At 37.0% G+C, this 22,135-nt stretch carries 22 protein-coding genes; 13 read left to right on the forward strand and 9 right to left on the reverse strand.

What is annotated here, in order from left to right; translation table 11 throughout:
- Positions 1 to 125: 125 nt before the first annotated feature.
- The gene (locus BMY13_RS18720) at positions 126 to 1,160 is read right to left on the reverse strand and encodes an LCP family protein (protein WP_092506446.1); all 1,035 of its coding nucleotides are present in this window, start codon (positions 1,158 to 1,160) and stop codon (positions 126 to 128) included.
- A gap of 370 nt (positions 1,161 to 1,530) precedes the next feature.
- Here BMY13_RS18720 and BMY13_RS18725 point away from each other — a divergent pair, with 370 nt between their 5' ends.
- From BMY13_RS18725 to BMY13_RS18755, 7 genes are all read left to right on the forward strand, one after another.
- On the forward strand, positions 1,531 to 3,660 hold the full coding sequence (locus BMY13_RS18725; protein WP_092506448.1) for an ATP-dependent Clp protease ATP-binding subunit: 2,130 nt from the start codon (positions 1,531 to 1,533) through the stop codon (positions 3,658 to 3,660).
- A gap of 191 nt (positions 3,661 to 3,851) precedes the next feature.
- A complete protein-coding gene (locus BMY13_RS18730) occupies positions 3,852 to 4,724 on the forward strand; it encodes a ComEC/Rec2 family competence protein (RefSeq protein WP_092506450.1) in 873 nt (290 codons plus the stop codon).
- A 75-nt stretch (positions 4,725 to 4,799) separates the two neighbouring features.
- Entirely contained in the window at positions 4,800 to 5,648 is an 849-nt protein-coding gene (locus BMY13_RS18735) for an SPFH domain-containing protein (RefSeq protein ID WP_092494280.1), read from the forward strand.
- 15 nt (positions 5,649 to 5,663) lie between these two features.
- A complete protein-coding gene (locus BMY13_RS18740; RefSeq protein ID WP_092494279.1) occupies positions 5,664 to 5,843 on the forward strand; it encodes a type II toxin-antitoxin system antitoxin in 180 nt (59 codons plus the stop codon).
- Between the two features lie 308 nt (positions 5,844 to 6,151).
- Entirely contained in the window at positions 6,152 to 6,526 is a 375-nt protein-coding gene (locus BMY13_RS18745; RefSeq protein WP_092494278.1) for a GntR family transcriptional regulator, read from the forward strand.
- Entirely contained in the window at positions 6,516 to 7,370 is an 855-nt protein-coding gene (locus tag BMY13_RS18750) for an ABC transporter ATP-binding protein (RefSeq protein ID WP_092506452.1), read from the forward strand. The genes BMY13_RS18745 and BMY13_RS18750 overlap by 11 nt, the downstream gene beginning before the upstream one ends.
- Before the next feature lie 2 nt (positions 7,371 to 7,372).
- Positions 7,373 to 8,074 carry a hypothetical protein gene (locus tag BMY13_RS18755; protein ID WP_092506454.1) on the forward strand — a complete coding sequence of 234 codons (702 nt, stop codon included), beginning with the start codon at positions 7,373 to 7,375 and terminating at the stop codon, positions 8,072 to 8,074.
- Between the two features lie 661 nt (positions 8,075 to 8,735).
- On the opposite strand, the gene BMY13_RS18760 is transcribed toward BMY13_RS18755, so the two are convergent.
- From BMY13_RS18760 to BMY13_RS18780, 5 genes are all read right to left on the reverse strand, one after another.
- Positions 8,736 to 9,512 (reverse strand): ABC transporter permease, encoded by a 777-nt coding sequence (locus tag BMY13_RS18760; RefSeq protein ID WP_092506456.1) that lies wholly within the window; start codon positions 9,510 to 9,512, stop codon positions 8,736 to 8,738.
- A complete protein-coding gene (locus tag BMY13_RS18765) occupies positions 9,512 to 10,420 on the reverse strand; it encodes an ABC transporter ATP-binding protein (RefSeq protein ID WP_092506458.1) in 909 nt (302 codons plus the stop codon). Before BMY13_RS18765 ends, BMY13_RS18760 begins: the two co-directional genes overlap by 1 nt.
- Positions 10,421 to 10,639, reverse strand: coding sequence for a PLDc N-terminal domain-containing protein (locus tag BMY13_RS18770; protein WP_092494273.1), 219 nt, complete (start codon positions 10,637 to 10,639; stop codon positions 10,421 to 10,423).
- A gap of 579 nt (positions 10,640 to 11,218) precedes the next feature.
- Positions 11,219 to 11,347, reverse strand: coding sequence for a YfhE family protein (locus BMY13_RS18775; RefSeq protein ID WP_092494272.1), 129 nt, complete (start codon positions 11,345 to 11,347; stop codon positions 11,219 to 11,221).
- A gap of 68 nt (positions 11,348 to 11,415) precedes the next feature.
- Complete coding sequence (locus BMY13_RS18780) at positions 11,416 to 12,306, reverse strand: TIGR01777 family oxidoreductase (protein WP_092506460.1); 891 nt, start codon at positions 12,304 to 12,306, stop codon at positions 11,416 to 11,418.
- Between the two features lie 127 nt (positions 12,307 to 12,433).
- Between BMY13_RS18780 and recX the strand changes: the two genes are divergently transcribed.
- On the forward strand, positions 12,434 to 13,246 hold the full coding sequence (gene recX, locus BMY13_RS18785; RefSeq protein ID WP_092506462.1) for a recombination regulator RecX: 813 nt from the start codon (positions 12,434 to 12,436) through the stop codon (positions 13,244 to 13,246).
- Between the two features lie 51 nt (positions 13,247 to 13,297).
- On the opposite strand, the gene BMY13_RS18790 is transcribed toward recX, so the two are convergent.
- Complete coding sequence (locus BMY13_RS18790; RefSeq protein ID WP_092506464.1) at positions 13,298 to 13,957, reverse strand: SDR family NAD(P)-dependent oxidoreductase; 660 nt, start codon at positions 13,955 to 13,957, stop codon at positions 13,298 to 13,300.
- A 91-nt stretch (positions 13,958 to 14,048) separates the two neighbouring features.
- Between BMY13_RS18790 and BMY13_RS18795 the strand changes: the two genes are divergently transcribed.
- The gene (locus BMY13_RS18795) at positions 14,049 to 14,381 is read left to right on the forward strand and encodes a YfhH family protein (protein ID WP_092494268.1); all 333 of its coding nucleotides are present in this window, start codon (positions 14,049 to 14,051) and stop codon (positions 14,379 to 14,381) included.
- 38 nt (positions 14,382 to 14,419) lie between these two features.
- Here the strand turns inward: BMY13_RS18795 and BMY13_RS18800 are convergent, their stop codons facing one another.
- Positions 14,420 to 15,406: a metal-dependent hydrolase gene (locus tag BMY13_RS18800; protein ID WP_092494267.1), complete on the reverse strand. Its 987-nt coding sequence runs from the start codon at positions 15,404 to 15,406 to the stop codon at positions 14,420 to 14,422.
- A 108-nt stretch (positions 15,407 to 15,514) separates the two neighbouring features.
- On the opposite strand from BMY13_RS18800, the gene mutY reads away from it, so the two are divergent.
- The 4 genes from mutY (at position 15,515) to BMY13_RS18820 (ending at position 19,820) form a co-directional block, all read left to right on the forward strand.
- A complete protein-coding gene (mutY, locus tag BMY13_RS18805; protein WP_092494266.1) occupies positions 15,515 to 16,591 on the forward strand; it encodes an A/G-specific adenine glycosylase in 1,077 nt (358 codons plus the stop codon).
- Between the two features lie 373 nt (positions 16,592 to 16,964).
- Entirely contained in the window at positions 16,965 to 17,141 is a 177-nt protein-coding gene (locus BMY13_RS18810) for a gamma-type small acid-soluble spore protein (RefSeq protein WP_092494265.1), read from the forward strand.
- A gap of 268 nt (positions 17,142 to 17,409) precedes the next feature.
- Positions 17,410 to 17,937, forward strand: a complete 528-nt coding sequence (ntdP, locus tag BMY13_RS18815) for a nucleoside tri-diphosphate phosphatase (RefSeq protein ID WP_092494264.1) — start codon at positions 17,410 to 17,412, stop codon at positions 17,935 to 17,937.
- A 116-nt stretch (positions 17,938 to 18,053) separates the two neighbouring features.
- Entirely contained in the window at positions 18,054 to 19,820 is a 1,767-nt protein-coding gene (locus BMY13_RS18820) for an ABC transporter ATP-binding protein (RefSeq protein ID WP_092494263.1), read from the forward strand.
- Positions 19,821 to 20,662: 842 nt separating this feature from the next.
- Here the strand turns inward: BMY13_RS18820 and BMY13_RS18825 are convergent.
- A complete protein-coding gene (locus BMY13_RS18825) occupies positions 20,663 to 21,958 on the reverse strand; it encodes a glutamate-1-semialdehyde 2,1-aminomutase (RefSeq protein WP_092506466.1) in 1,296 nt (431 codons plus the stop codon).
- Positions 21,959 to 22,135 lie beyond the last annotated feature (177 nt).

A 22,135-nucleotide genomic window follows, 5' to 3' on the forward strand; every position in this document is an offset into this window, starting at 1 on the left:
AAAAGAAAACAAGTCAATGGGTTTATGCAAATTAATTAGGAGCTGGTGAGTAAAAGAAATAGTTAAAGTCAAACGTCATAAAAATGAGGGGAATCGACGTTTGGAACTTTCTATTCTTATCATTATCATTCATCCTGAACTTTATCAGCAGGCAACCCCAACTCCTTCTTTAGTTTTCTGGATATCTCGGCAAGGTCTTGATCAGTAGGGATGAAAAAAGATATCCCATTTACCCGGTGATTGGATCCTGATATTTCAAATGTTTTAATAGCTGTGGCATCTATTGAGGAATATTCCTTTTCTAGAGCATAAATTTCAGCTGGTTTTAAGCTGGATTTAACGTGCTCACCGAGTATATCTGTTATTTCTCCAACTTTAAAAATAGTACCAACTGATATTGCTTCGCTAATAGCTGCTTTAATAAACTGGCGCTGTCTTTCATCGCGAGGGTAAGTATTATTAACTGCTCTTTTTCGCATTCGGACGAAAGCCAGTGCTTCTTCACCACTTAAATTTGTGGTACCTTCCGTAAAATAAATTCTCTTATCATTATTATAGATATTTTTCTCCCAAAAACCTTTCTTAATGTCTACTGTTACACCCCCAAGTGCATTAACAATATCACGAAAACCTTCGAAGTTGGCTACAGCATACTCATCAATTGGAATATCAAGCAAATTTTCCACTGTTTCGACCGTTAGTTTTGGTGCGCTGTAACCGGAAAGGGAGGCATAAGTATATGCCGCATTAATTTTATGAGATCCTGCATTTTCCTGTCCCACAGCTTCTGTCGGTAAATCAACTCTGGTATCTCTTGGAATCGATGTCATTGTCATCTTGTTCGTGTCTGGATTGAGTGTAACGACTATTTGCGTATCGGCACGTCCATTTTTCCCGCCGGAAGAATAGTTTTCAATCCCCATCAACAAAATTGAAATAGGATCCTCTCCGATTTTTACTGTATCGCTCCGCAGTTCGGATTTCCCTCCAGGTCGATCTAATCCACTATAGGAGTCTTTAGCAGAATTGTATGTTTGAAGTAATAAGTAACTTCCAATTCCAATAATAATTACTATAAGAAAGATAACTGAATACAGTAATTGTTTCCTTCGCTTTTTTGATCTTTTTTGTTTCCTTCGTTCCAATCTTAAATCGTGCACAATAATTCCTCCGCTTCAGGCTGCCGACGAAAGTTAGTCTTTTTGATAGGTACTTTCTTACTGCATAAGTGCAACTAAGGTTTATCAATTTTAAGGCTTGTCCTCAAAGTTGAAGGGGTACGATTTCATAAGAACCCTTTAACGAATGTTTTAATCATTATTATATGTAAATTAAAAGGAAAATAACAATTAGATATGTTTTAGAATATCAGTGATCGGATATATCAAAATAATGATCAAGATTTTTAATAAAAATTAATCTTTAATACTTGAAAGTCAAAATTGGTCAGAGTATAATAAAGTTAAAGGTCAAATATAGTCAAAGTCAAACCTTTTTATAATAAATTGAAATCACAAGGAGGAGTGACATATGAAGTGTCAACAATGTGGTATTCACCCAGCATCAATTAATGTAGCCATGCAAATCAACAATGAGAAAATGCATATGCACGTTTGTAATGAATGTTTCAAAGAGATACAAGGTCAATTAATGAACGGTGGTTATGGATCCGCTAAGAATAATCAAGATAGTTTTTCGGATAAATTTTTCCAAGGAAATGGTCAAAGCTATACCGGAACAAAGACACAACAACAAACAGGTAATGGCGATGGATTATTGGATCAGCTTGGTAAAAACGTAACAGATGCAGCACGCGCTGGCTTAATTGACCCAGTTGTCGGCCGTGACAATGAAGTGAAACGAGTCGTTGAAACATTGAATCGTCGAAATAAGAACAATCCTGTTCTAATAGGTGAACCTGGTGTTGGTAAAACAGCTATTGCTGAAGGACTAGCCCTCCGAATTGCTGAGGGAAATGTATCTGCCAAACTTATGAACAAGGAAATATATCTATTAGATGTTGCTTCACTTGTAGCAAACACAGGTGTTCGTGGACAATTTGAAGAACGCATGAAGCAACTTGTTCAAGAGTTGCAATCACGTAAAAATGTAATCTTATTCGTTGATGAGATTCATTTATTAGTAGGAGCTGGTACTGCAGAAAGCTCGCAGATGGATGCAGGAAATATTCTGAAGCCTGCATTAGCTCGAGGCGAAATGCAATTGATAGGTGCTACAACATTAAAGGAATATCGTAAAATTGAGAAGGATGCGGCACTTGAGCGTCGTTTCCAGCCAATTATCGTGAAAGAGCCTTCAGCAGATGAGGCAATTCAAATACTAAACGGAATAAAATCTCGTTACGAAAGCTTCCATGAAGTTCGATACTCTGAAGAGGCAGTTAAGGCGTTTGTAACATTATCACAGCGCTATATTCAGGACCGCTTCTTACCAGACAAAGCTATTGATCTTATGGATGAAGTTGGTTCACGTTTAAATCTTTCAAATGCAGAAAAAGATTCCAATTCAATTCAGCAAAAGATAGACGAAATTGTTAGTGAAAAAGAACAAGCTGCAGAAAAAGAAGATTATGAACGAGCAGCGAATTTACGCTATCAGGAAATTCAATTGCAAAAGCAACTGGAAACAGCTAAAAACGACGAACAGGTTGTCGATGTTGATGTAGCTGATATTCAATTAATTATTGAAGAAAAAACTGGTATACCCGTAACAAAGCTGCAAACTGACGAGCAAGAGAAAATGAAAAATATCGCAGAAAATATTGGAACAAAAGTTATCGGACAACCGGAAGCAGTTAACAAAGTAGCCAAAGCAGTTCGCCGCAGTCGTGCAGGTTTAAAATCAAAATATCGTCCAATTGGATCATTCTTATTTGTTGGTCCAACTGGTGTAGGGAAAACCGAATTGACTAAAGCACTCGCCGAAGAATTATTCGGTTCCCGTGAAAGCTTAATTCGTCTTGACATGAGTGAGTATATGGAGAAGCATGCAGTGTCTAAAATTATTGGGTCACCACCAGGTTATGTGGGGCATGAAGAAGCGGGGCAGCTAACAGAACGTGTTCGACGCAACCCATATTCAATCATCTTGCTGGATGAAGTCGAGAAAGCACATCCAGATGTACAGAATATGTTCCTGCAAATTATGGAAGATGGCCATTTGACTGATTCACATGGTCGAACAGTAAGTTTTAAAGACACCGTAATTATCATGACAAGTAATGCTGGAACTGGTGTGAAGGAAGTTAATGTTGGATTTAACAAAGATGAACATGAATCAGTTTCAACACTTGAAAACTTAAGTGATTATTTTAAACCTGAATTCTTAAACCGTTTCGATGGTATTGTTAACTTCAATGAACTAGCTGAGGATCATTTAATTGAGATTGTTGATCTAATGCTTGCAGAACTAGAAGAAAGAATTGAGGAAAACGATATTAGTATAACAGTATCTGATGATGCAAAAAGAGAATTAGCAAGACTTGGCTATGACCGCCGTTTTGGTGCAAGACCTTTACGCCGAGTTATCCAAGATAAAATTGAAGATCAATTAACAGATCTGATTTTGGAAGAAGAAATAGTTAAGGCTGTTCAAGTAGAAGTAACAAATGGCGACATTGTTGTCGTAAAAAGTGAATAACATTTAACAATGGGAAGCCGCTGACATAAGGTGTCAGCGGCTTTTTATGTGCAGAGGACTTTATTCAACTATCGAATCCTGCCTCAAGAAGTTTCGTTAATTGACACCGCAATAACCACGGTACTACGTATTATTAATCCACTTCGGTGAAAAACTATAAAGAGATTAAAAATTGATAAAGGATGTCTTTCATGCAGAGATACGTACGAGTGAGTGCTTTGACCATGTTGTTGGTGTTCTTTGTTTTAACCGGTTCTGGTCATAACGTATATGGGGAACAAACCGAAATGGATGTCCACTTCATTGATGTTGGCCAGGGGGATAGTATTTTGATACAAACGCCTTCTGATAAAAATATACTGATTGACGGTGGACCTCCTGAAGCTGGGAAAAAAGTAGTTGGGTTCCTAGAAGACCATAACGTTGAAAAAATTGATTTACTTATTGCTACACATCCTGATATTGATCATATTGGCGGCCTGACACATGTTATGAAGTCATTCGAAGTAGATCGGATTATTGACTCGGGAAAACTATATTCAACCAAAACATATGCCAAGTATATCAGTCAAATACTGAAACAACGGATCCCTATTGAAATAGCTAAGCAAAATGCTCTGATTCAAATTGATCCATTTTTTAAAGTACGAATTTTAAATACACATACTGGAAATAAAGATAATAACGATTCATCGATTGCATTAAAAATCAGCTTTAAGGAAATAGACTTTTTGCTTATGGGCGATGTCGAAAAAGAACAAGAGAAGAAACTGTCGAAAAAATATAATCTGCAGTCCGAAATCATAAAAGTGGCTCATCATGGTTCAAACACGAGTACCACGTCGGATTTTTTAGATAAAGTAAATCCGGAACTTGCAATTCTTACATATAGTAAGAAGAATGACTATGGTCACCCAGTTGATCGAGTTATCGAAAATTTAATCAATGTTAATGCAGCTATATACTCAACTGCAATATTCGGCGACATTACGATTAGTACAGATGGTGAAAGTTACCTGATTGAAACTGAGAAGCATCCAACAAGTAATTTGAACACAGGATAAATTTACAATTTTAAACAATTATGATATCATTATAATATTAAAATAAAACAACTATTCTGGGGAAGGTGTGTTAACATGTTACGTGAAAAAGATGCATGGATGATGAATGGCTATGTTGGTATCCTGACTATTGCAGTTCTGCTGGCCGTTACAGTAGTTAGCTTCTTTCAAGAATTATATGTTATTGGTGCCATTTGTTTAGCTATTGCGATCATTTTGGGCAGTGGCATCACCTTAATACAGCCCAATCAGTCAGTAGTAGTTATTTTTCTCGGAAAATACATGGGAAGTATACGAAAAGAAGGTATTGTAGTTACAGTTCCATTTTCATTGAGACGTACAATATCACTTCGGGTACGTAATTTTAACAGTAAACGATTGAAGGTCAATGATGTCAATGGTAACCCAATAGAGATTGCAGCAGTAATAGTATTCAAAGTTGTCGATGCAGCAAAAGCAGTATTTGATGTTGACCAATACGAGGAATTTGTGGAAATCCAGAGTGAAACTGCTATTCGGGCAGTTGCAACCAAATACCCTTATGATACTTTTACTGATGAAGAATTAACACTCCGTGGTAATGCTGAAGAAATTTCAAGCCAGCTAACGAAAGAACTGCAGGAACGCTTAAAAGTAGCAGGTGTTGATGTTATCGAAGCACGCTTAACACACCTTGCATACTCCACCGAAATAGCACAAGCTATGCTGCAACGCCAACAAGCGAGTGCGATTATCGCTGCGCGTAAGCAAATCGTTGAAGGTGCAGTCGGAATGGTACAGGATGCGGTTAAACAGATCGAGAAAGATGGAATTGTTGAATTGGATGAAGAACGTCGTGCTGCGATGATTAATAATCTACTAGTATCAATCGTTTCAGATAACGGTACACAGCCGGTTGTTAATACAGGTTCACTTTATCAATAGAAAAAGAGGGATTCTATGGCTAAAAAGAAGAACTTTCCGCTAAGAATAGACCCGAAGTTATATGACATTTTACAGTCCTGGTCCAAGGATGAATTCCGCAGTGTTAATAGTCATGTGGAATACTTACTTCGCGAATCAGCTATGAAAGCCGGAAGATTGCCAAAAACGGAAGATAAAAAAATAGGAGAAGATTGATAGGCTCTGCATTTTATATGTACAGGGCCTATTTTTTTGTAATTTAAGAAACTATAAAATTTAAGTGCTGTGGAGCTAGACTTCCGAATCAGTCATGTCCAGCTCCAACTTACAGGACCGGGTTCCTTAGGAAATATACTTTCATAAGAAACCCTTGAACGCGAATGACAAATTATCTAATTTACTTATGCAATCACAATTCACTTTTAGTTTTGTAAAAGTTTTCTAAAATTTTTATTGACAAATGATCAGCATGGTTATATAGTTAGTTGCATAACTAATCAACCGAATAACTAAGGGGCTTATTTATGAAAAATCAGTTAGATGAAACTAAACCTATTTTCCTTCAGATTAAAGAACAGCTGGAAGACTCAGTCATCAACGAATCGGTTAAGCCGGGCGAACGGGTCCCTTCCACAAATGAATTTGCAGGCTACTATCAAATCAATCCAGCAACAGCTGCAAAAGGGATAAATGAACTTGTTAATGAAGGAATTTTAGTTAAACGAAGGGGTGTTGGGATGTTTGTGACAGAACATGCTAAGACAATTTTAATTAAGAAACGGAAGAAAACTTTTTATGAAAACTACATGCTACCTCTTAAGAATGAAGCGAACAAATTGAACATCAGTAAGGAAGAATTATTGGAAATGGTGGAAAGAGGGGAAAATCATGAAAATTGAAGTTAAAGACGTATCTAAAAAATATAAAGATACAAATGCGCTTGATAATATTTCTTTCACGCTTAATGAACCTAAAATTTATGGATTGCTTGGAAGGAATGGTGCAGGAAAAACAACTTTTATGGAAATATTATCAGGACAAATATTAGCATCGAAAGGACAGATTTTGATAGATGGAGAGCCTCCTTTTGATAACCAGCGATTAACAGAAGCGATTTGTTTAATTAAAGAAGGAAACAACTTTAAAAGAGATTTAAAAGTAAAAAATGTGCTCCGTATTTACTCATATTTTTATCCAACATGGGATCAGGAGCTGGCTGATGAATTAATAGCTGAATATAACTTAAATCTGAATGCCAAAGTAAAAGCTTTATCAAAAGGGATGGTATCAGCTCTAGGGATAATAGTTGGGCTGGCAAGTAAAGCACCAATTACAATTTTCGATGAGCCATACATTGGACTTGATGCTGCAGCACGTAAGAAGTTTTATGAAATTTTATTGGAAGAATATGAATCTGAAAAACGAACAATTATTTTTTCCACACATTTAATTGATGAAGTTAGTCTAATGTTTGAAGAAGTTCTTATTCTGCAGGATGGAAAATTAGTATTAAAAGAAGAAGCAGAAGAATTGCGTAACAATACATGTGCTGTTTCCGGAACAGTTCAGGATGTAGAAGAATTTGTTAACGGTAAGGAAGTAATTCAGAGTAAGAATCTTGCTGGGATGATGACAGCCTATGTGTATGGAAGTATAGAACAAGCAAAATCAGCAGGCCTATCTGCAGAGGGAATTCCTATTCAGGAACTGATGATTTATTTAACGGAAAAGAAGGGGGCATAACGATGGGCAGACAATTAAAAGGCCTACTTTATTTCTTTATTACTGATATTCGCTATTCACTTCTAATATTCTGGACGATTTTACTAAGCATATTAGTAGTTTCACTTGCATTCGCTTATTTTTTAATGGATGTAGAGAATGGAATGATGACGTTTAGTTTAACTGTACCAATGTATATTTATTGTGGAATCTTAGGGTTCTTAACGGTAAAAGAATCAATTCCATTTTCCATAAAGATGGGAGCAACTCGTAAAAGCGTATTTATTAGCTTAGGGATATTTTTTCTGGCTATCTCATTATTTATGGGTACAGCAGCTAGTATTCTTCAGGAGATTGTAAAAGTATTGGCAGAGATGACTGGCGTTGATACATTTTCATTTCTTCATCTGGCGTATTTTGTGGATAACACATGGTATACGAGAATCCTTATTGATACATCAATCATGTTCTTCTTTCTTGCACTCATGTTTGTAGTGGGGCTATTATTCTTTAAATATGGGCTTGCAGGAGGCGGAAGCTTTTTAGGAGTATTAGTAGTTTTATTACTTATAGGTATTGCTAAGGGCTGGATTGTCGATTTCTTTATTAACCTATTTTCAGAGATTGATTTGGCATTCTTTTATCAAATGTTAGGTTTAGGAATCGTAGTTTATTGTGTTTCCTTTTTATTCTTAAGAAGGATTACAACTGTGAAAGTAAAATAGAGAGGCTGGAACTAAGGTGTTTTAGTCAGGGTAAAATCCGAACTATTATTCATTATTCTTGAAATAGAATTCGAATTAGTTCGGATTTATTTTGCCGTTAAGAAACTATAACTACTTTCTTACTGCTAAGTGCAACTAGGCATTCACCAAAAGGATTGGTGAATGTTAATTTTCTAATGTTGCTGATTAGATATAAACTGCGAATTAGTGGAGGTTTTTTTTGTTCTAATGATGTTTGATTGCTTCGATTTAGGGGTCTTCGGAACGTGTTTCCCCATAGGAGTCTACGTATTCTGCCTTCACTGATAGAGATTTCCTGATTAATGAGTAATTATAGTCCTTAGAATTAACGTTTCGTTGAGTTATTCTAAGCTGCGGAAAAATGCGAGACTCCTATGGGAAAAGGAACAGTCTGAAGACCCCGCGTACTGAGCGCTTTTTGCTCGTGAGGAGGCTGAAGCGTTCCCCATGTAAAGCGAGTATTTTTCCGCAGCGTTGGATTAGCACTCATCTTATAAAGAATAGAAGGAATTTACATAAAGTTACTTCGCAGTTTATATCAACCACGTAATAGATCCAACCATTGAAAATGAACTTTCTAAACATCCTAGCCTGTTATTATCCATCTTTAAAGTTTTAGTTATGTCCCTGTCTCATTTCTTTAACTTGCCATTTCCTTTGACTTGAATGTGAAAATCGAGCCTGCTACTAACAAAATAATTATAACTGTTGTTACAATTGCGGTACCTGTTAGTTCATATGGAACATTGCCAGATACAAGCATCTGGTTAATATATCCTGAAATATTATTAGGACTCCATTCGAGTAGATGTGAAAAGATAGTTGTAATCAGTTTCATTACCAGAATCGTTGCAATCGTAAGAAATGCTACAAGACCAGGTATTTTTAATAATGTGTTGTAAAAGATGGATAAGGACACAACTAATGCAAGCCATAGTCCATAAAAGAAAATAATTTGCAGAAGTTCACCAAAAGATAATTCACCAAACAGAAGATTTACATAATACCAACTGGAAAGCATTCCTAATGCCAGGGCAGTCAGAGTTAATAATAGTACTGCAGCCCACTTGGCGGTAATATAGTTTGTATAAGATACTGGTTTAACCAAAACTAGTTCAGAAACTCCACTTTTGCGTTCACCTGCTATTGTCCCCATGGACATAAGTACGATAACAAGTACACCAATACTGCTTATTTGCGATAAACTCATCATAACAACATCACTTGGAGTGAAATCGGGTAGCTGGAATTCAGTTCCCTCTGGCATCCCACCAACAGCATCAATAATCTGTGGTAAGTAATAGCTCGAGACTGGATCCATGGTGGCGATTAAAATCATGACTAAAGGTACCCATATCCATTTGAAATTCCGGATATTTTCTAAAAGTTCTTTTTTAAAAAGTGTCATCCATTGCATTAGTTGCTCACCGCCTTCATAAACATGTCTTCGAGAGACGCGCGATTAATAGCAAAAGATGTTAGTGGCCATTCTTCTTTAGAAGCAGCTGCGAGAATTTCTTTGCGCGCACTTAAAATATCCGTTGCCGTCACATGGATTGTGTTCCGATCCATGGAACATGTTACGACCGATGGCAGGTTATCTATTTTGGCACGATAGTTTACTAGATCATCCTGAAATCTTAGTTCTATCTTAGCTGTCTGATACTTATGACGAAGTTCTTCCATGGAACCAGATTCGACTATTTTTCCTTCATGTAGAAGCAAGAGCTCATCACTTACTTCATCTGCATCCCCTAGAATGTGGGTAGAAAATAAAATCGTCATGTCTTCTTTCAACTCTTCCATTAAGGTTAGGACTTCCCTGCGCCCAATCGGGTCCAATGATGATACCGGTTCATCAAGCATCAGAAGCTTTGGATGATGAATCATAGCTTGGGCTATGCCAAGGCGTTGCTTCATTCCACCAGAATATTTACCGATTCGCCTATTCTTAGCTTCAGTCAGACCAACACGTTCCAAAAGCATTTCTGTGCGCTTGTTCGCTTCCTCTTTGGATAAATGTGCAAGGCGACCGACATAGATCAGAAATTCTTTCCCGGTCATCCATGCATAAAAGACTGGATATTGTGGGAGGTAGCCAATGTATTTTCTAATGTCATCATTTTGTTTCATACCAGAAAACGCAACTGATCCACTGGAAGGTTTAATTAATCCCGACAACATGCGTAGCGTTGTTGTCTTTCCAGCACCATTTGGTCCAATAAGAGCAATACATTTACCAGGCTGAAATTGAAAATTTATCTCATTAACTGCAGGTTTTCCGTCATAATTCTTAGTTAAATTATTAACCGTAAGTAACGCCATTTAATCCTGTCTCCTCCCGAAAATAAAATAGATAATTGGTCCAATTATGTTTATGAAGATAACTATAATGAACCATAGCCACTTAGGTCCGTTTGTTTTTTCGATTCTCACTAAATCAATTACAGAAATAATAAGTAAAATTCCCTGAATAACAATTATAGGTGCAATAATGGCCCAATTAATTTCGCTAAATATATCTATTATTGTTGCTTCTTCCATGTTATTTCACTCCAATCGTTGTTGATAGTCTATATACGAATTATGACGTGAAAAGGTTCAATTTAATAGGAAAATAATTATACACAAGGTTATTAACATTAAAGCCAACTTACACACAACGTTTTAGTGAAATATCCACAATATAAACATGATGATAAAATTTTATGCACAACTAGACTGTGAATAAGTGGCATATATGTGGAGGGATTTTGAAGAGTTATTAACACTGTTATTAAATTTGTGGATAAATAGGAGGCTGTTTTATAAAAGATTGTTGCTACAGATATAAACTGCGACATAATGCCAAAAAACTCGAGTGCTATGACACCGCTCCAGAAATACACTTCGCTTTCCGTGGCCAACGCCTCAGATTCCTCGGAAGCAAAAAACGCTTCCTGCGGGATCTTCAGCTGTTGCTGTTCCCACAGGAATCTCCGTGTATTTCCTGCGCTGGATTTGACTCGTTTGATCCTAAAAAAATTCACATATGGATAAAGTAAGATATTAAACCATTTAAACCAGCAGTTGGAATATGCGAGACTTATACGAAAAGAGCCAAATAAAAAAGAAACCAAAGAATTACCTTTGGTTTCCTCTTTGAGATAACTGACCATGTATCTTGTCAGCCTGCTTAAATTCCTTCTGATAAAGTACTTCCTGTGTTTTGGACAAAAACTTTTCACGCTGGTCTTTTGGCTTACTTTTCATAGGACAACCCCCTCGCTTACGCTTTGGTGTTAGGATTATCCACAACAAACAAATATATACATTTCAACCTATTCACGTTCTGTTTCCCGTAATGCCTCCTCAAGATATGGATATGAAAATTGATAATTATTATCTTTTGCTTGTTGTGGTAAAACGAATTGTCCCTTTGTAATCAGGTGGCTCATTTCCCCAATTATCGTCCGGATTATAGGGGATGGGGTAGAGACCCAATATGGGCGTTTTAGTACCTTTGCCAATACTTTAGTGAAATCTTTATTACGCTTTGGATACGGGGAAGTGATATTAACAGCTCCACTTATATGCGCATTAAATAAGCAGAATTGAATAAGTTGGATAACATCTTCAATATGAACCCATGATACCCACTGCTCTCCATTACCTATTTTCCCCCCAGCAAACATTTTAATTGGAAGCTTCATGTAAGGGAGGGCACCTTCCTTACCCAAAATGACGCCAAATCGAGTGTAAACCGTTCGAATATCCAATTGTTCAGCCTGTTTTGCAGTTTTCTCCCAATCCACTACTACTTTAGCTAAAAAGTCATCACCTGGTTCTGTCGTATTTTCTGTAAAAATAGAATCCTCTGACGTTCCATAATAACCGATTGCTGATCCAGTAATAAATACGTCTGGTTTTTTGTCCATCTGTTTCATAATATCAATAACTTTTTGTGTGGTCTCTATTCGGCTGGTTATAATAGCATCCTTTTTCTTCTTAGACCAGTAACCAAATAAGGAATCTCCGGCAAGATTAATAACTCCATGAATTGTAGGGAGTTTTTCAACTTGATAATCATAACCTATAAAAGAAGTTTTTTCGCTGTTTGTATGTTTTTCAGGAGAGCGTGTGAGTATGTAAACGTGGTGATCTTTATCGTTCAAAGCTTTTGTAAGGTGGCTGCCAACAAAACCGGTTCCACCTGTAATTAATATATTCATTTTATCACTCCAGTAATTAATCACTATTATATTAGTTTATTCTATTTTAGAGCTTTTAGTATATCGATTCTTACAGTAGTGTCCGGGCAAAAAATCATGTTATCATTAGGGAAAGGGGTGAGAAACATTGACAAAAATTACCCGGATCACTACACAAAAAAAACGTAAGAATCGGTTCAATATCTTTCTGGATGAGGGCCAAGGTGAAAAATACGGCTTCAGTGTAGATGAAGCGGTATTAATCGAGCATAAGCTTCGTAAAGACCTTGATTTAGACGATACAACGATCGCCACACTTATCCAAAAAGATACATTACATAAATCATATACCCTTGCAATAAACTTTTTAAGCTACCGAATGCGAACAAAAAAAGAAATTTATGATTATCTTGTTAAAAAAGAAGTTGATGAAGAGCATATTACGAAAATTATGGACAAGCTCCTCGATGAGGGGTTAATAGATGATAAGCAGTTCGCTGACTCATTTGTCAGAACAAGAATTCAAACAGCAAGCAAGGGACCGATGCTTGTAAAAAAAGAATTAATGGATAAAGGTGTTTCCAAATTAATTGCTAGTGAAGCGGTTGATTTGTTCACCTATGAGGAACAGCATGTGAAAGCAACAAAATGGGTTGAGAAAAAACTGAATACAAGTAAAAGCAACTCATTTAAGCAACAGGTTCAGCAACTGCAATCAACATTAATGCAAAAAGGGTTCACACAAGATGTTATCAAGGACGTGCTGGCGGACGTACAAGAAGAAAAAAATGACGATGCTGAATGGGATGCGATTGTGAAACAAGGTGAAAAGCTTCTTCGTAAACACCAGCAGAAGTTTGAAGGCTATGAATTACGCAATAAGATGAAAGAAGCTTTGTATAGAAAAGGGTTTACTTTCGATTTAATTGATACATTCCTAGAGGCCTCGCTTGATGAGTGAGGATAGGGGGTTCGCTCATTAACTCCCCCCTAATCCAAGTAAGTGAAGGAATTATTTATCAATAAATATTTCCTTCCTGCCATCATCTTCCCTGAAGATTTGCGCAGCAACTACTTCGGGTCCTTTTAAGCTTGTTGCATCGGCAACGTGTGTTGATTTATCCCAAAATGGTGTATTCATACCACCCATATAAACTGCTGTGATCGCAATGGAGTCATTCTCCCACTCTTTTTGTAGGCTCTCTGTGAACCCTTTAACAGCAAACTTACTCGCACAATAAATTGACTCATTTACTTTCCCTCGTAATCCTGCAGTTGAAATAATCGTTAATATCCGTCCTTTACTAGAACGAATTTGCGGAAGAGCAGATTGTACTGTCAAAATCGTGCCTTTAACATTAGTGTCCAATGTTGATTCGATATCATCAATTGAATAATCCTCTACCTGACCGAAAATACCAATTCCCGCATTATTGATAAAGACATTTAGTTCACCTATTTGTTGAAATGCTATACTTACTGACGCTGGTTCTTGAACATCACAGAGGATCACCTCTGCTTGGCCGCCGCCTTTCAGGATGTTATTTTGAACCATATGTAATTTTGTGTCGGTTCTTCCCAGTAAAAATACTTTATAATTATGGCTGGCATATTGTAAGGCAAGTGCACGTCCTAGACCACTACCTGCACCTGTAATTGCAACAGTTGGCATATAGTTTCCTCCTTAGAATAGTGAGTATCATTATTTCTATTTTCTTAAACTCTTGGTAAAATGTAAACTGATAGGAAAGGAGTATGCAAAAATGGATGTAAGATATAGTGATTACTCGCTTGAACAATTGCGAGAAGAGATTGGAAAGTTTAAGGAAAAAGCACAGAAGGCTGAACAGCTTGGTAATATAAGTGAAGTGGCAATCTATGAGCGCAAATTACAGGTTGCAATGGCTTATATGCTTAACCCGGAAGATTTTAAAGCTACAGACATACATCAATTGAATGGTGATCCTGGTCATAAATTTAAAATAAATTATATAAATGGTGTGTTTGCCTGGGGACATCGAGTTAATTTACTAAATGAAACGTATGAAAAGGAAGAAGCTATTCCAATTTCACTACTAGGCGATAAAGTGGAGTAAAAGTAAAACAACAGCGCGGGGGTATTCCGTGCTGTTGTTTAAATTGGATTATTTTCCACATCTAATTTATTCTGTAATTTTTGTTCGGAGAAGATCCATCCAGTATAGGAGGTCATTATTCTCATGTTATCGTCTATTTGTACGACGGCTACAAACGGGTAATGCTCATTGGAACGGTATCTCAAATCTATAAACCGAATTTCGGTAAAATCATCGTAATCATTAATTTCCCACCGATAAACAGGTGAAAATGATAAAAAGGCTGAGATATTTTTATCTTTTTTGGCTAAATTCATTAATTTGTTATTTGGTAATTGGACTTTTTCAAATTCTTCCAATATCTCAATGTGTCCGTGTATTACTGAACCTACATAAAATTTGTCTGTTGTTGTAATAGCAACACGCCATTCATTTTGCTTTATGGTAGGCGAAGTTGCGATTTGCTCGGTATCTGGAAAATAATCATGGATTTTCTGAACGATATCTTTTTTATCTATATAACGTTTAATATAATATAATAAAATTACCGCGTAGATGACTAACATAGTGAATCCAGGGTTTGCACCAAGCATCCAGGCAACAATTCCTCCAATATGAAGCAGGAAAATATATGGGTCAAACGTGTTGATAAACCCTTTTGCAACCCACTTATCTGTGAATGGCCGATATGCTTGTGTTCCATAGGCATTTGGAATATCAACGAGGACGTGGATGATGACAGCCAGAGCAGTCCAAGCCCATAGGTGTAAGAAATTAACACTTGGAAAGACTGCATGGATAAGACCAGCGATTACGACTCCCCACATTAACACAGCCGGGATAGAGTGAGTTGCCCCACGATGATGACGTATATAAACAGCGTTATTTTTAAGTTTTAAGACAGTATCAAAATCCGGCGCGTGTGAACCTACAATTGTACCGACAAGTATAGCATTGAACAATGTAGGATCACTTTGCACTGCTGGGTCTAACGTTGCTAGACCACCAAGTGCAACGCCCATAGCAATATGGGTACCAGTATCCATAAAACCAGGCCCTCCTAGACAAAAAAATTCGACAAATTTCGGGTGGTGCCTGTCACTTGTCGAGAATTACTTTTCACTTAATAATTATAACATAAAGGATGTAAAGGTATGATTGATAAGACATTACAGAATTTCGACATTTTTAAATTTCAGGCTAATTTAATTAACTGGTATCATGCCAACAAACGTGACCTTCCATGGCGCAAAGATCAGGATCCATATAAAGTATGGGTCTCTGAAATAATGCTGCAGCAAACAAAAGTTGATACAGTTATCCCTTATTTTCAACGATTTATTACAAAGTATCCAACGTTACAAGATTTAGCAGATGCTGACCAACAAGATGTTTTAAAAACATGGGAAGGTCTTGGATATTATTCCCGAGCTCGTAACTTACAAAACGCTGTCAGAGAAGTTGTTTCTGCTTATGGAAGTAAAGTTCCTGCTAATCCAAAAGAATTGGGCGCTTTAAAAGGTGTTGGTCCATATACACAAGGGGCTATACTATCAATTGCTTTCAATCAGCCTGAGCCGGCGGTTGACGGGAACGTAATGCGTGTATTATCACGTGTTTTAAAAATAGAAGAGGATATTGCTCAGCCTAAAGTGAAAAAGCATTTTGAGCGTTATACAAAAAAAATGATTTCGGATGAAGATCCATCTGCATTTAATCAAGGGATAATGGAACTGGGTGCCTTAGTGTGTACACCAAAATCTCCTATGTGTATGTTGTGTCCCGTTCAAGAGCAATGCAGGGCATTTGAAGAAGGTGTTGAACAGGAATTACCAATAAAATCAAAAGCTAAAAAGCAGAAGACAATTCCGTATGTTGCATTATTAATTCGAAATGAAAAGAACCAATATGTTATTGAAAAACGTTCCGAAACAGGTCTTCTTGCTAATATGTGGCAATTTCCGATGGTGCCTATAGATGAAATTGGGATGGACCATATCGAAAATTGGGTTGAGATGGAATACGGTGTACAGGTTGACTTAGGAAATAAGTTAGGAAAATTAAAGCATGTATTTTCTCATCTTATATGGCAACTCGATATTATTGAAGCAACTACAGGAAGTGTACAGGTCACTGATAAAAGGGTTGAGTTGGTCGATAAAAATAGGTTAGCTGATTATCCCTTCCCGGTTTCGCACCAAAAAATGATGAAATATATGCGTGAAGAATGAGCTGCCATCTAATTGTGGCAGCTTTACTTATGGAACGATTATCCTCTTCTATGCATTTCATTATTTATTTCCTTTAATATCGACAATCCCTCTGCATTTACATATGGTAAAAGCTGTGAGAGAGCATGCTGAAAATAATCCAATTCATTATTATTCCACTGTCTTTTGCTTATCATTGATAATTCGGCGAAATCTCTTGGTGTATCGATTTGTAAAACCTCCGTTAACGAATACTTGTACTACTTATTATATGTAGAAATACATCCTTTATTCGATATTGGTATTTAATTCCAATTGAAGTTAATTTTAACTACGGTTATTATGGATAACAATTTTTAAAATGGAGAAATTAATTATTGCGGAGGTGATACTGATGGCTAAGAAACAACAACCTAACAAATCAGCTGCTGGAACAAACGTTCAAAAAGTAAAACAGCAAAATCAAAAAGCGGCACAAGGGCAAGGTCAGTACGGTACTGAATTTGCATCTGAAACAAATGCTCAAGAAGTTAGAAAGCAGAACCAACAATCTAAGCAAAAGAAAAAATAACGTACCAATCCCCGATTTTTAGACACAAAAGAGCTTCCTGCCTCAGGAAGCTCTTTTTTCATTAAATACATTTTTCTGAAATAGTACAAATAAGGCGCTTGCCATTAAGAATACATTCCAAAGTAAAAGGGGTTCTTAGAAAGCAAAATATGCTTTCATAAGAATCGCTGTAACGAATGCCAAGTCTTATAAAAGACTTTGCTTTATCTATACTTTTCTTGGCCTTATAATATAAGGATAAAGAGATGTGATTAGAAGGAGAGATAGAATGTCTTGTCCAAAAGCAGGGTCAACAATGGAGATACAAAGCTATAAACATAACGGACAACTACATCGTGTATGGGAAAACAGTCTTGTTTTGAAAGGAACAGAATTAATTGTAATTGGCGCAAATGATAAAACAATGGTAAAAGAGAGTGATGGCAGAACTTGGATCACACGTGAACCAGCTATTACATATTTCCATTCAAAATATTGGTTTAACATTATAGGCATGCTGCGTAATGATGGGATACACTATTATTGTAATATTAGTTCTCCATTTGTATATGATGATGAGGCATTAAAGTATATTGATTATGATTTAGATATAAAAGTGTACCCTGATATGACATATGATTTGCTCGATGAAGATGAATATGAAGAGCATAAGCAGCAGATGAATTACCCCGCTGTTCTAGATCGCATTTTGCATAATAACATTGAATATTTACTGCACTGGGTTAGACAACGCAAAGGTCCTTTTTCACCTGACTTTATCGATCAGTGGTATGAACGGTATCTGACATATAGGTGATAAACCGATTAATTGAATTCGTATCAGTAAAGTCTTATAATGCAGGAAGTGTGTAAAAAAGCCTTTGTTACAACGCATTTCAATTAAAGTCTTAATCAAATAAGGAAGCGAAGTATATGAGTAGTACTAAAGAATATTTACAGTTTGTTAAACCATATAAATGGAAAATACTTTGGACGGTGCTCATAGGTATCGTTAAATTCGGTATTCCGTTGTTAATGCCATTAATTTTAAAATATGTTATTGATGATATTATTAATGCAGAAGATATGACAGATGCTGCGAAACTCAATGATCTTTTCTGGTTAATGGGTGGAGCTTTTGTAATATTTCTTGTTTTACGTCCCCCCATTGAATACATTCGACAATATTTGGCTCAATGGATAGGGAACACAATCCTTTATGACGTAAGGGATAAGCTGTTTGACCACATTCAAAAGCTAAGTCTTCGGTTCTATTCTAAGACAAAAACCGGGGAAATTATTTCCCGGGTAATACATGATGTCGAACAAACAAAAACCTTCGTGATAACTGGGTTAATGAATATTTGGCTAGATATGATTACTATTTTAATTGCAATTATAATTATGTTAACAATGAACGTATGGTTAACACTTGTATCGATTATGTTATTCCCATTATACGGGTTTTCCGTTAAGTACTTTTATGGAAAACTCAGGCGTCTAACACGGGATCGTTCGCAGTCGCTTGCAGAAGTCCAGGGCCATCTGCATGAGCGCGTACAAGGTATTCCAGTTACACGGAGTTTTGCCTTGGAAGAATATGAGCAAGATCAATTTGATTCACGGAATGATAATTTCTTACAAAAAGCATTGAATCATACAGACTGGAATGCGAAGACATTTGCGGTAATGAATACAATTACTGATCTTGCACCATTATTAGTAATTGCATTCGCCGGTTATCAGGTTATTAGCGGCAGTCTGACAATGGGAACAATGGTTGCGTTTGTTGGATATATGGAAAGAGTATATAGCCCACTACGCCGACTTGTTAGTTCCTCAACTGTTCTAACGCAGTCAATTGCATCTATTGACCGTGTTTTCGAGTTAATGAACGAAAAATATGATATTGTCGATAAGGAAAATGCGAAGCAACTTGGTCGTGTTGATGGAAAAATTGATATCGAAAATGTCTCATTCCAGTATGAAGAAGAGGAAGAGGAAGTATTACGCAATGTTTCTCTAAATGTTCAACAAGGTGAGACGATAGCGTTTGTAGGGATGAGTGGAGGAGGTAAATCAACCCTCATTAGCCTTATTCCACGGTTTTATGATGTAACAAAAGGATCGATAAAAGTTGATGGTAATGATATCAGAGATGTTAAGGCAAGGTCATTACGTGATAACATCGGAATGGTTTTACAAGATAATACATTGTTTAGTGAATCTATATCAATGAATATTCGGATGGGAAACCCTGATGCCACAGATGAAGAGGTTATTGCTGCAGCAAAGGCTGCGAACGCTCATGACTTTATTGAAGGATTAGTTCATGGATATGATACACTTGTTGGCGAACGAGGTGTTAAACTTTCTGGCGGGCAAAAACAACGCATTGCAATTGCACGTGTATTTTTAAAGAACCCGCCTATCCTAATTTTTGACGAAGCGACCTCCGCGCTTGATTTAGAAAGTGAACACACCATTCAGGAAGCCGTCGAAAAGCTGGCATCTGATCGTACGACATTTATTGTGGCACACAGATTAGCAACAATTACCCACGCTGACCGAATTGTCGTCATTGAAAACGGTGAAATTCAGGAGAGTGGGTCCCACGCTGAATTAATGAAGCGAAAAGGAAATTATTATAAATTGTATCAGGTTCAAAACCTGGATGATCATGAATCTATAGGCACGTAATTTCGAGAAAGCTCCTTCACATTTGATTGTGGAGGGGTTTTTTGGTAAATAGCCACTTTGGGTTCGCAGTTTCTAATGCATAAGTGCAATGAAGTCAATTCGCCCAAAGGCATGCACTTATGAGTATAAGGGGTTCTAAGATAGCAAAATATACTTTCATAAGAACTTCTTAACGAATGCCTAATCTCTATTAAGTTAAGAAACTACCATGACTGCTGAATGCGCAGCCACCATCTATCATGAAAATGTTGTAAACGAATTAGAGATGTGTTTTTCATACAAATAATGTTGAATAAATTGGAGATTTTGCGGACACCAGAGACCTTATTTGACACAAATATCATATATTAACCATGATAAATTTAAAATAAAGGCATCTGTGTCCGGATAAGTTCGAAAAGGTCACTTTTTTATAATAGTGAAAGAACCGCTTTTCTATTATCTATAACTACTATCGAACGCTAGCTGCAAAAAGTGGCATCTGAAAAAAATTTTTCAATTGACGCCACTTTTTCTTTGTGAGTTTCGATTCTAGTAAAAAGAAGACTTTATTTTAAAGTGTTAGTTAGGTAAAGGCTCTTTTAGTATAGTCTGATGCTATCTCTATTTATTGCGACACAGATTAAGTGTAACCAATTCGTAGTATGTAGTGTGGCTCTGAGACCACGCAACTGGTTTTACTTCCGAGAAAGATGAAGCGTTGACCAAGGAAAGCGTAGTATATTTCCGGATAGGTATATATTTTGTCACAACTTATATCTACTGAGGCATTAAATTACTTACCTTACCAAAAAGAGTAAATTAAAAATACACCCTCCAATGGAGAGTGTATTAGTATTGATTTACTTGTCAGCCATTACACGAAATGCATGTCCAACAGCTTCAATTGTTTTGTCGATATCTTCCTCAGTATGTTCTGTAGTTATGAACCATGCTTCGAATTTAGATGGTGCTAAATTAATACCCTGGTCAAGCATCAATTTAAAGAATTGAGCAAATGCCTCGCCGTCACTTGCTTCAGCTTGAGCATAATTTGTGATTACACCATCACCGAAATAGACGGTTAATGCACCACATAATCTGTTTACAGAGATGGGGATATTTACTTCAGAAGCCTTTTGCAATATTCCAGTTTCCAATCTAGCTCCTAATTGATCCAATTTTTCATACACACCAACTTCCTGCAATATTTCCAGGCAAGCGATTCCTGCTGCCATCGATGCAGGATTACCGGCCATTGTCCCGGCTTGGTATGCTGGTCCAAGCGGCGCCACTTGTTCCATTATATCCTGACGGCCACCATATGCACCGATTGGCAATCCACCGCCGATAATTTTCCCCATTGCAGTCATGTCAGGTTCAATTCCATAAACCTGCTGCGCGCTTCCGTATGTGAAACGAAATGCTGTAATTACTTCATCGTAAATTACTAATGCACCTGCATCATGTGTCATGTCATTAACGGCCTGCAAGAAGTCGGCATGCGGTTCTACGATTCCAAAGTTACCAACAATCGGTTCGACTAATACTGCAGCAATTTGGTCACCCCAGTGATCTATTGCTTCTTTGAATGCATCGAGATCATTAAATGGAACTGTAATGATATCCTCAGCTACAGCCTTGGGGATACCCGCTGAGTCAGGCGTTCCTAATGTAGCTGGTCCTGAACCAGCTTCGACCAATACAGAGTCAAAATGACCATGGTAGCAGCCTGAAAATTTGATAACTTTATTCCTGTTTGTATATGCACGGGCGACACGGACTGTAGTCATTACAGCTTCAGTACCTGAATTAACAAAACGCACTTTTTCTAATGATGGAATAGCGGATTTAAGCATTTTTGCAAATTTATTTTCAAGTCTCGTAGGCGTACCGTAAAGCACACCATTTGTTGCAGCATGTGTTATTGCTTCTGCAATATGTGGGTGGGCATGTCCCGTGATAATTGGACCATATGCCGCTAAATAGTCGATGTAGCTGTTATCGTCAACATCCCAGAAGTGTGCACCTTTAGCATGTTCCATATAAATCGGTGTGCCACCACCAACACCTTTATAGGCACGTGAAGGTGAGTTTACACCGCCGACAATATGTTCAAGTGCTTCCTCGTGTAGTTCTTTTGATTTTGTGAAATCCATTAAAATGCCTCCTAGATTACATTGCTTTCTTTAGCTTTGCTGTATTATGGATGGAAATCCACTTTCTATGGGAGAACCCCCTTTATGGAACTATTTATATCCTATCTTATTAATCTCGAAAAATAAATGACAAATGAACAGGTGGATAAGCATATGTATATCGTAGAGCGGGGGATC

Source organism: Virgibacillus subterraneus (assembly GCF_900110695.1).
Classification (GTDB): Bacteria; Bacillota; Bacilli; order Bacillales; family Amphibacillaceae; genus Lentibacillus; species Lentibacillus subterraneus.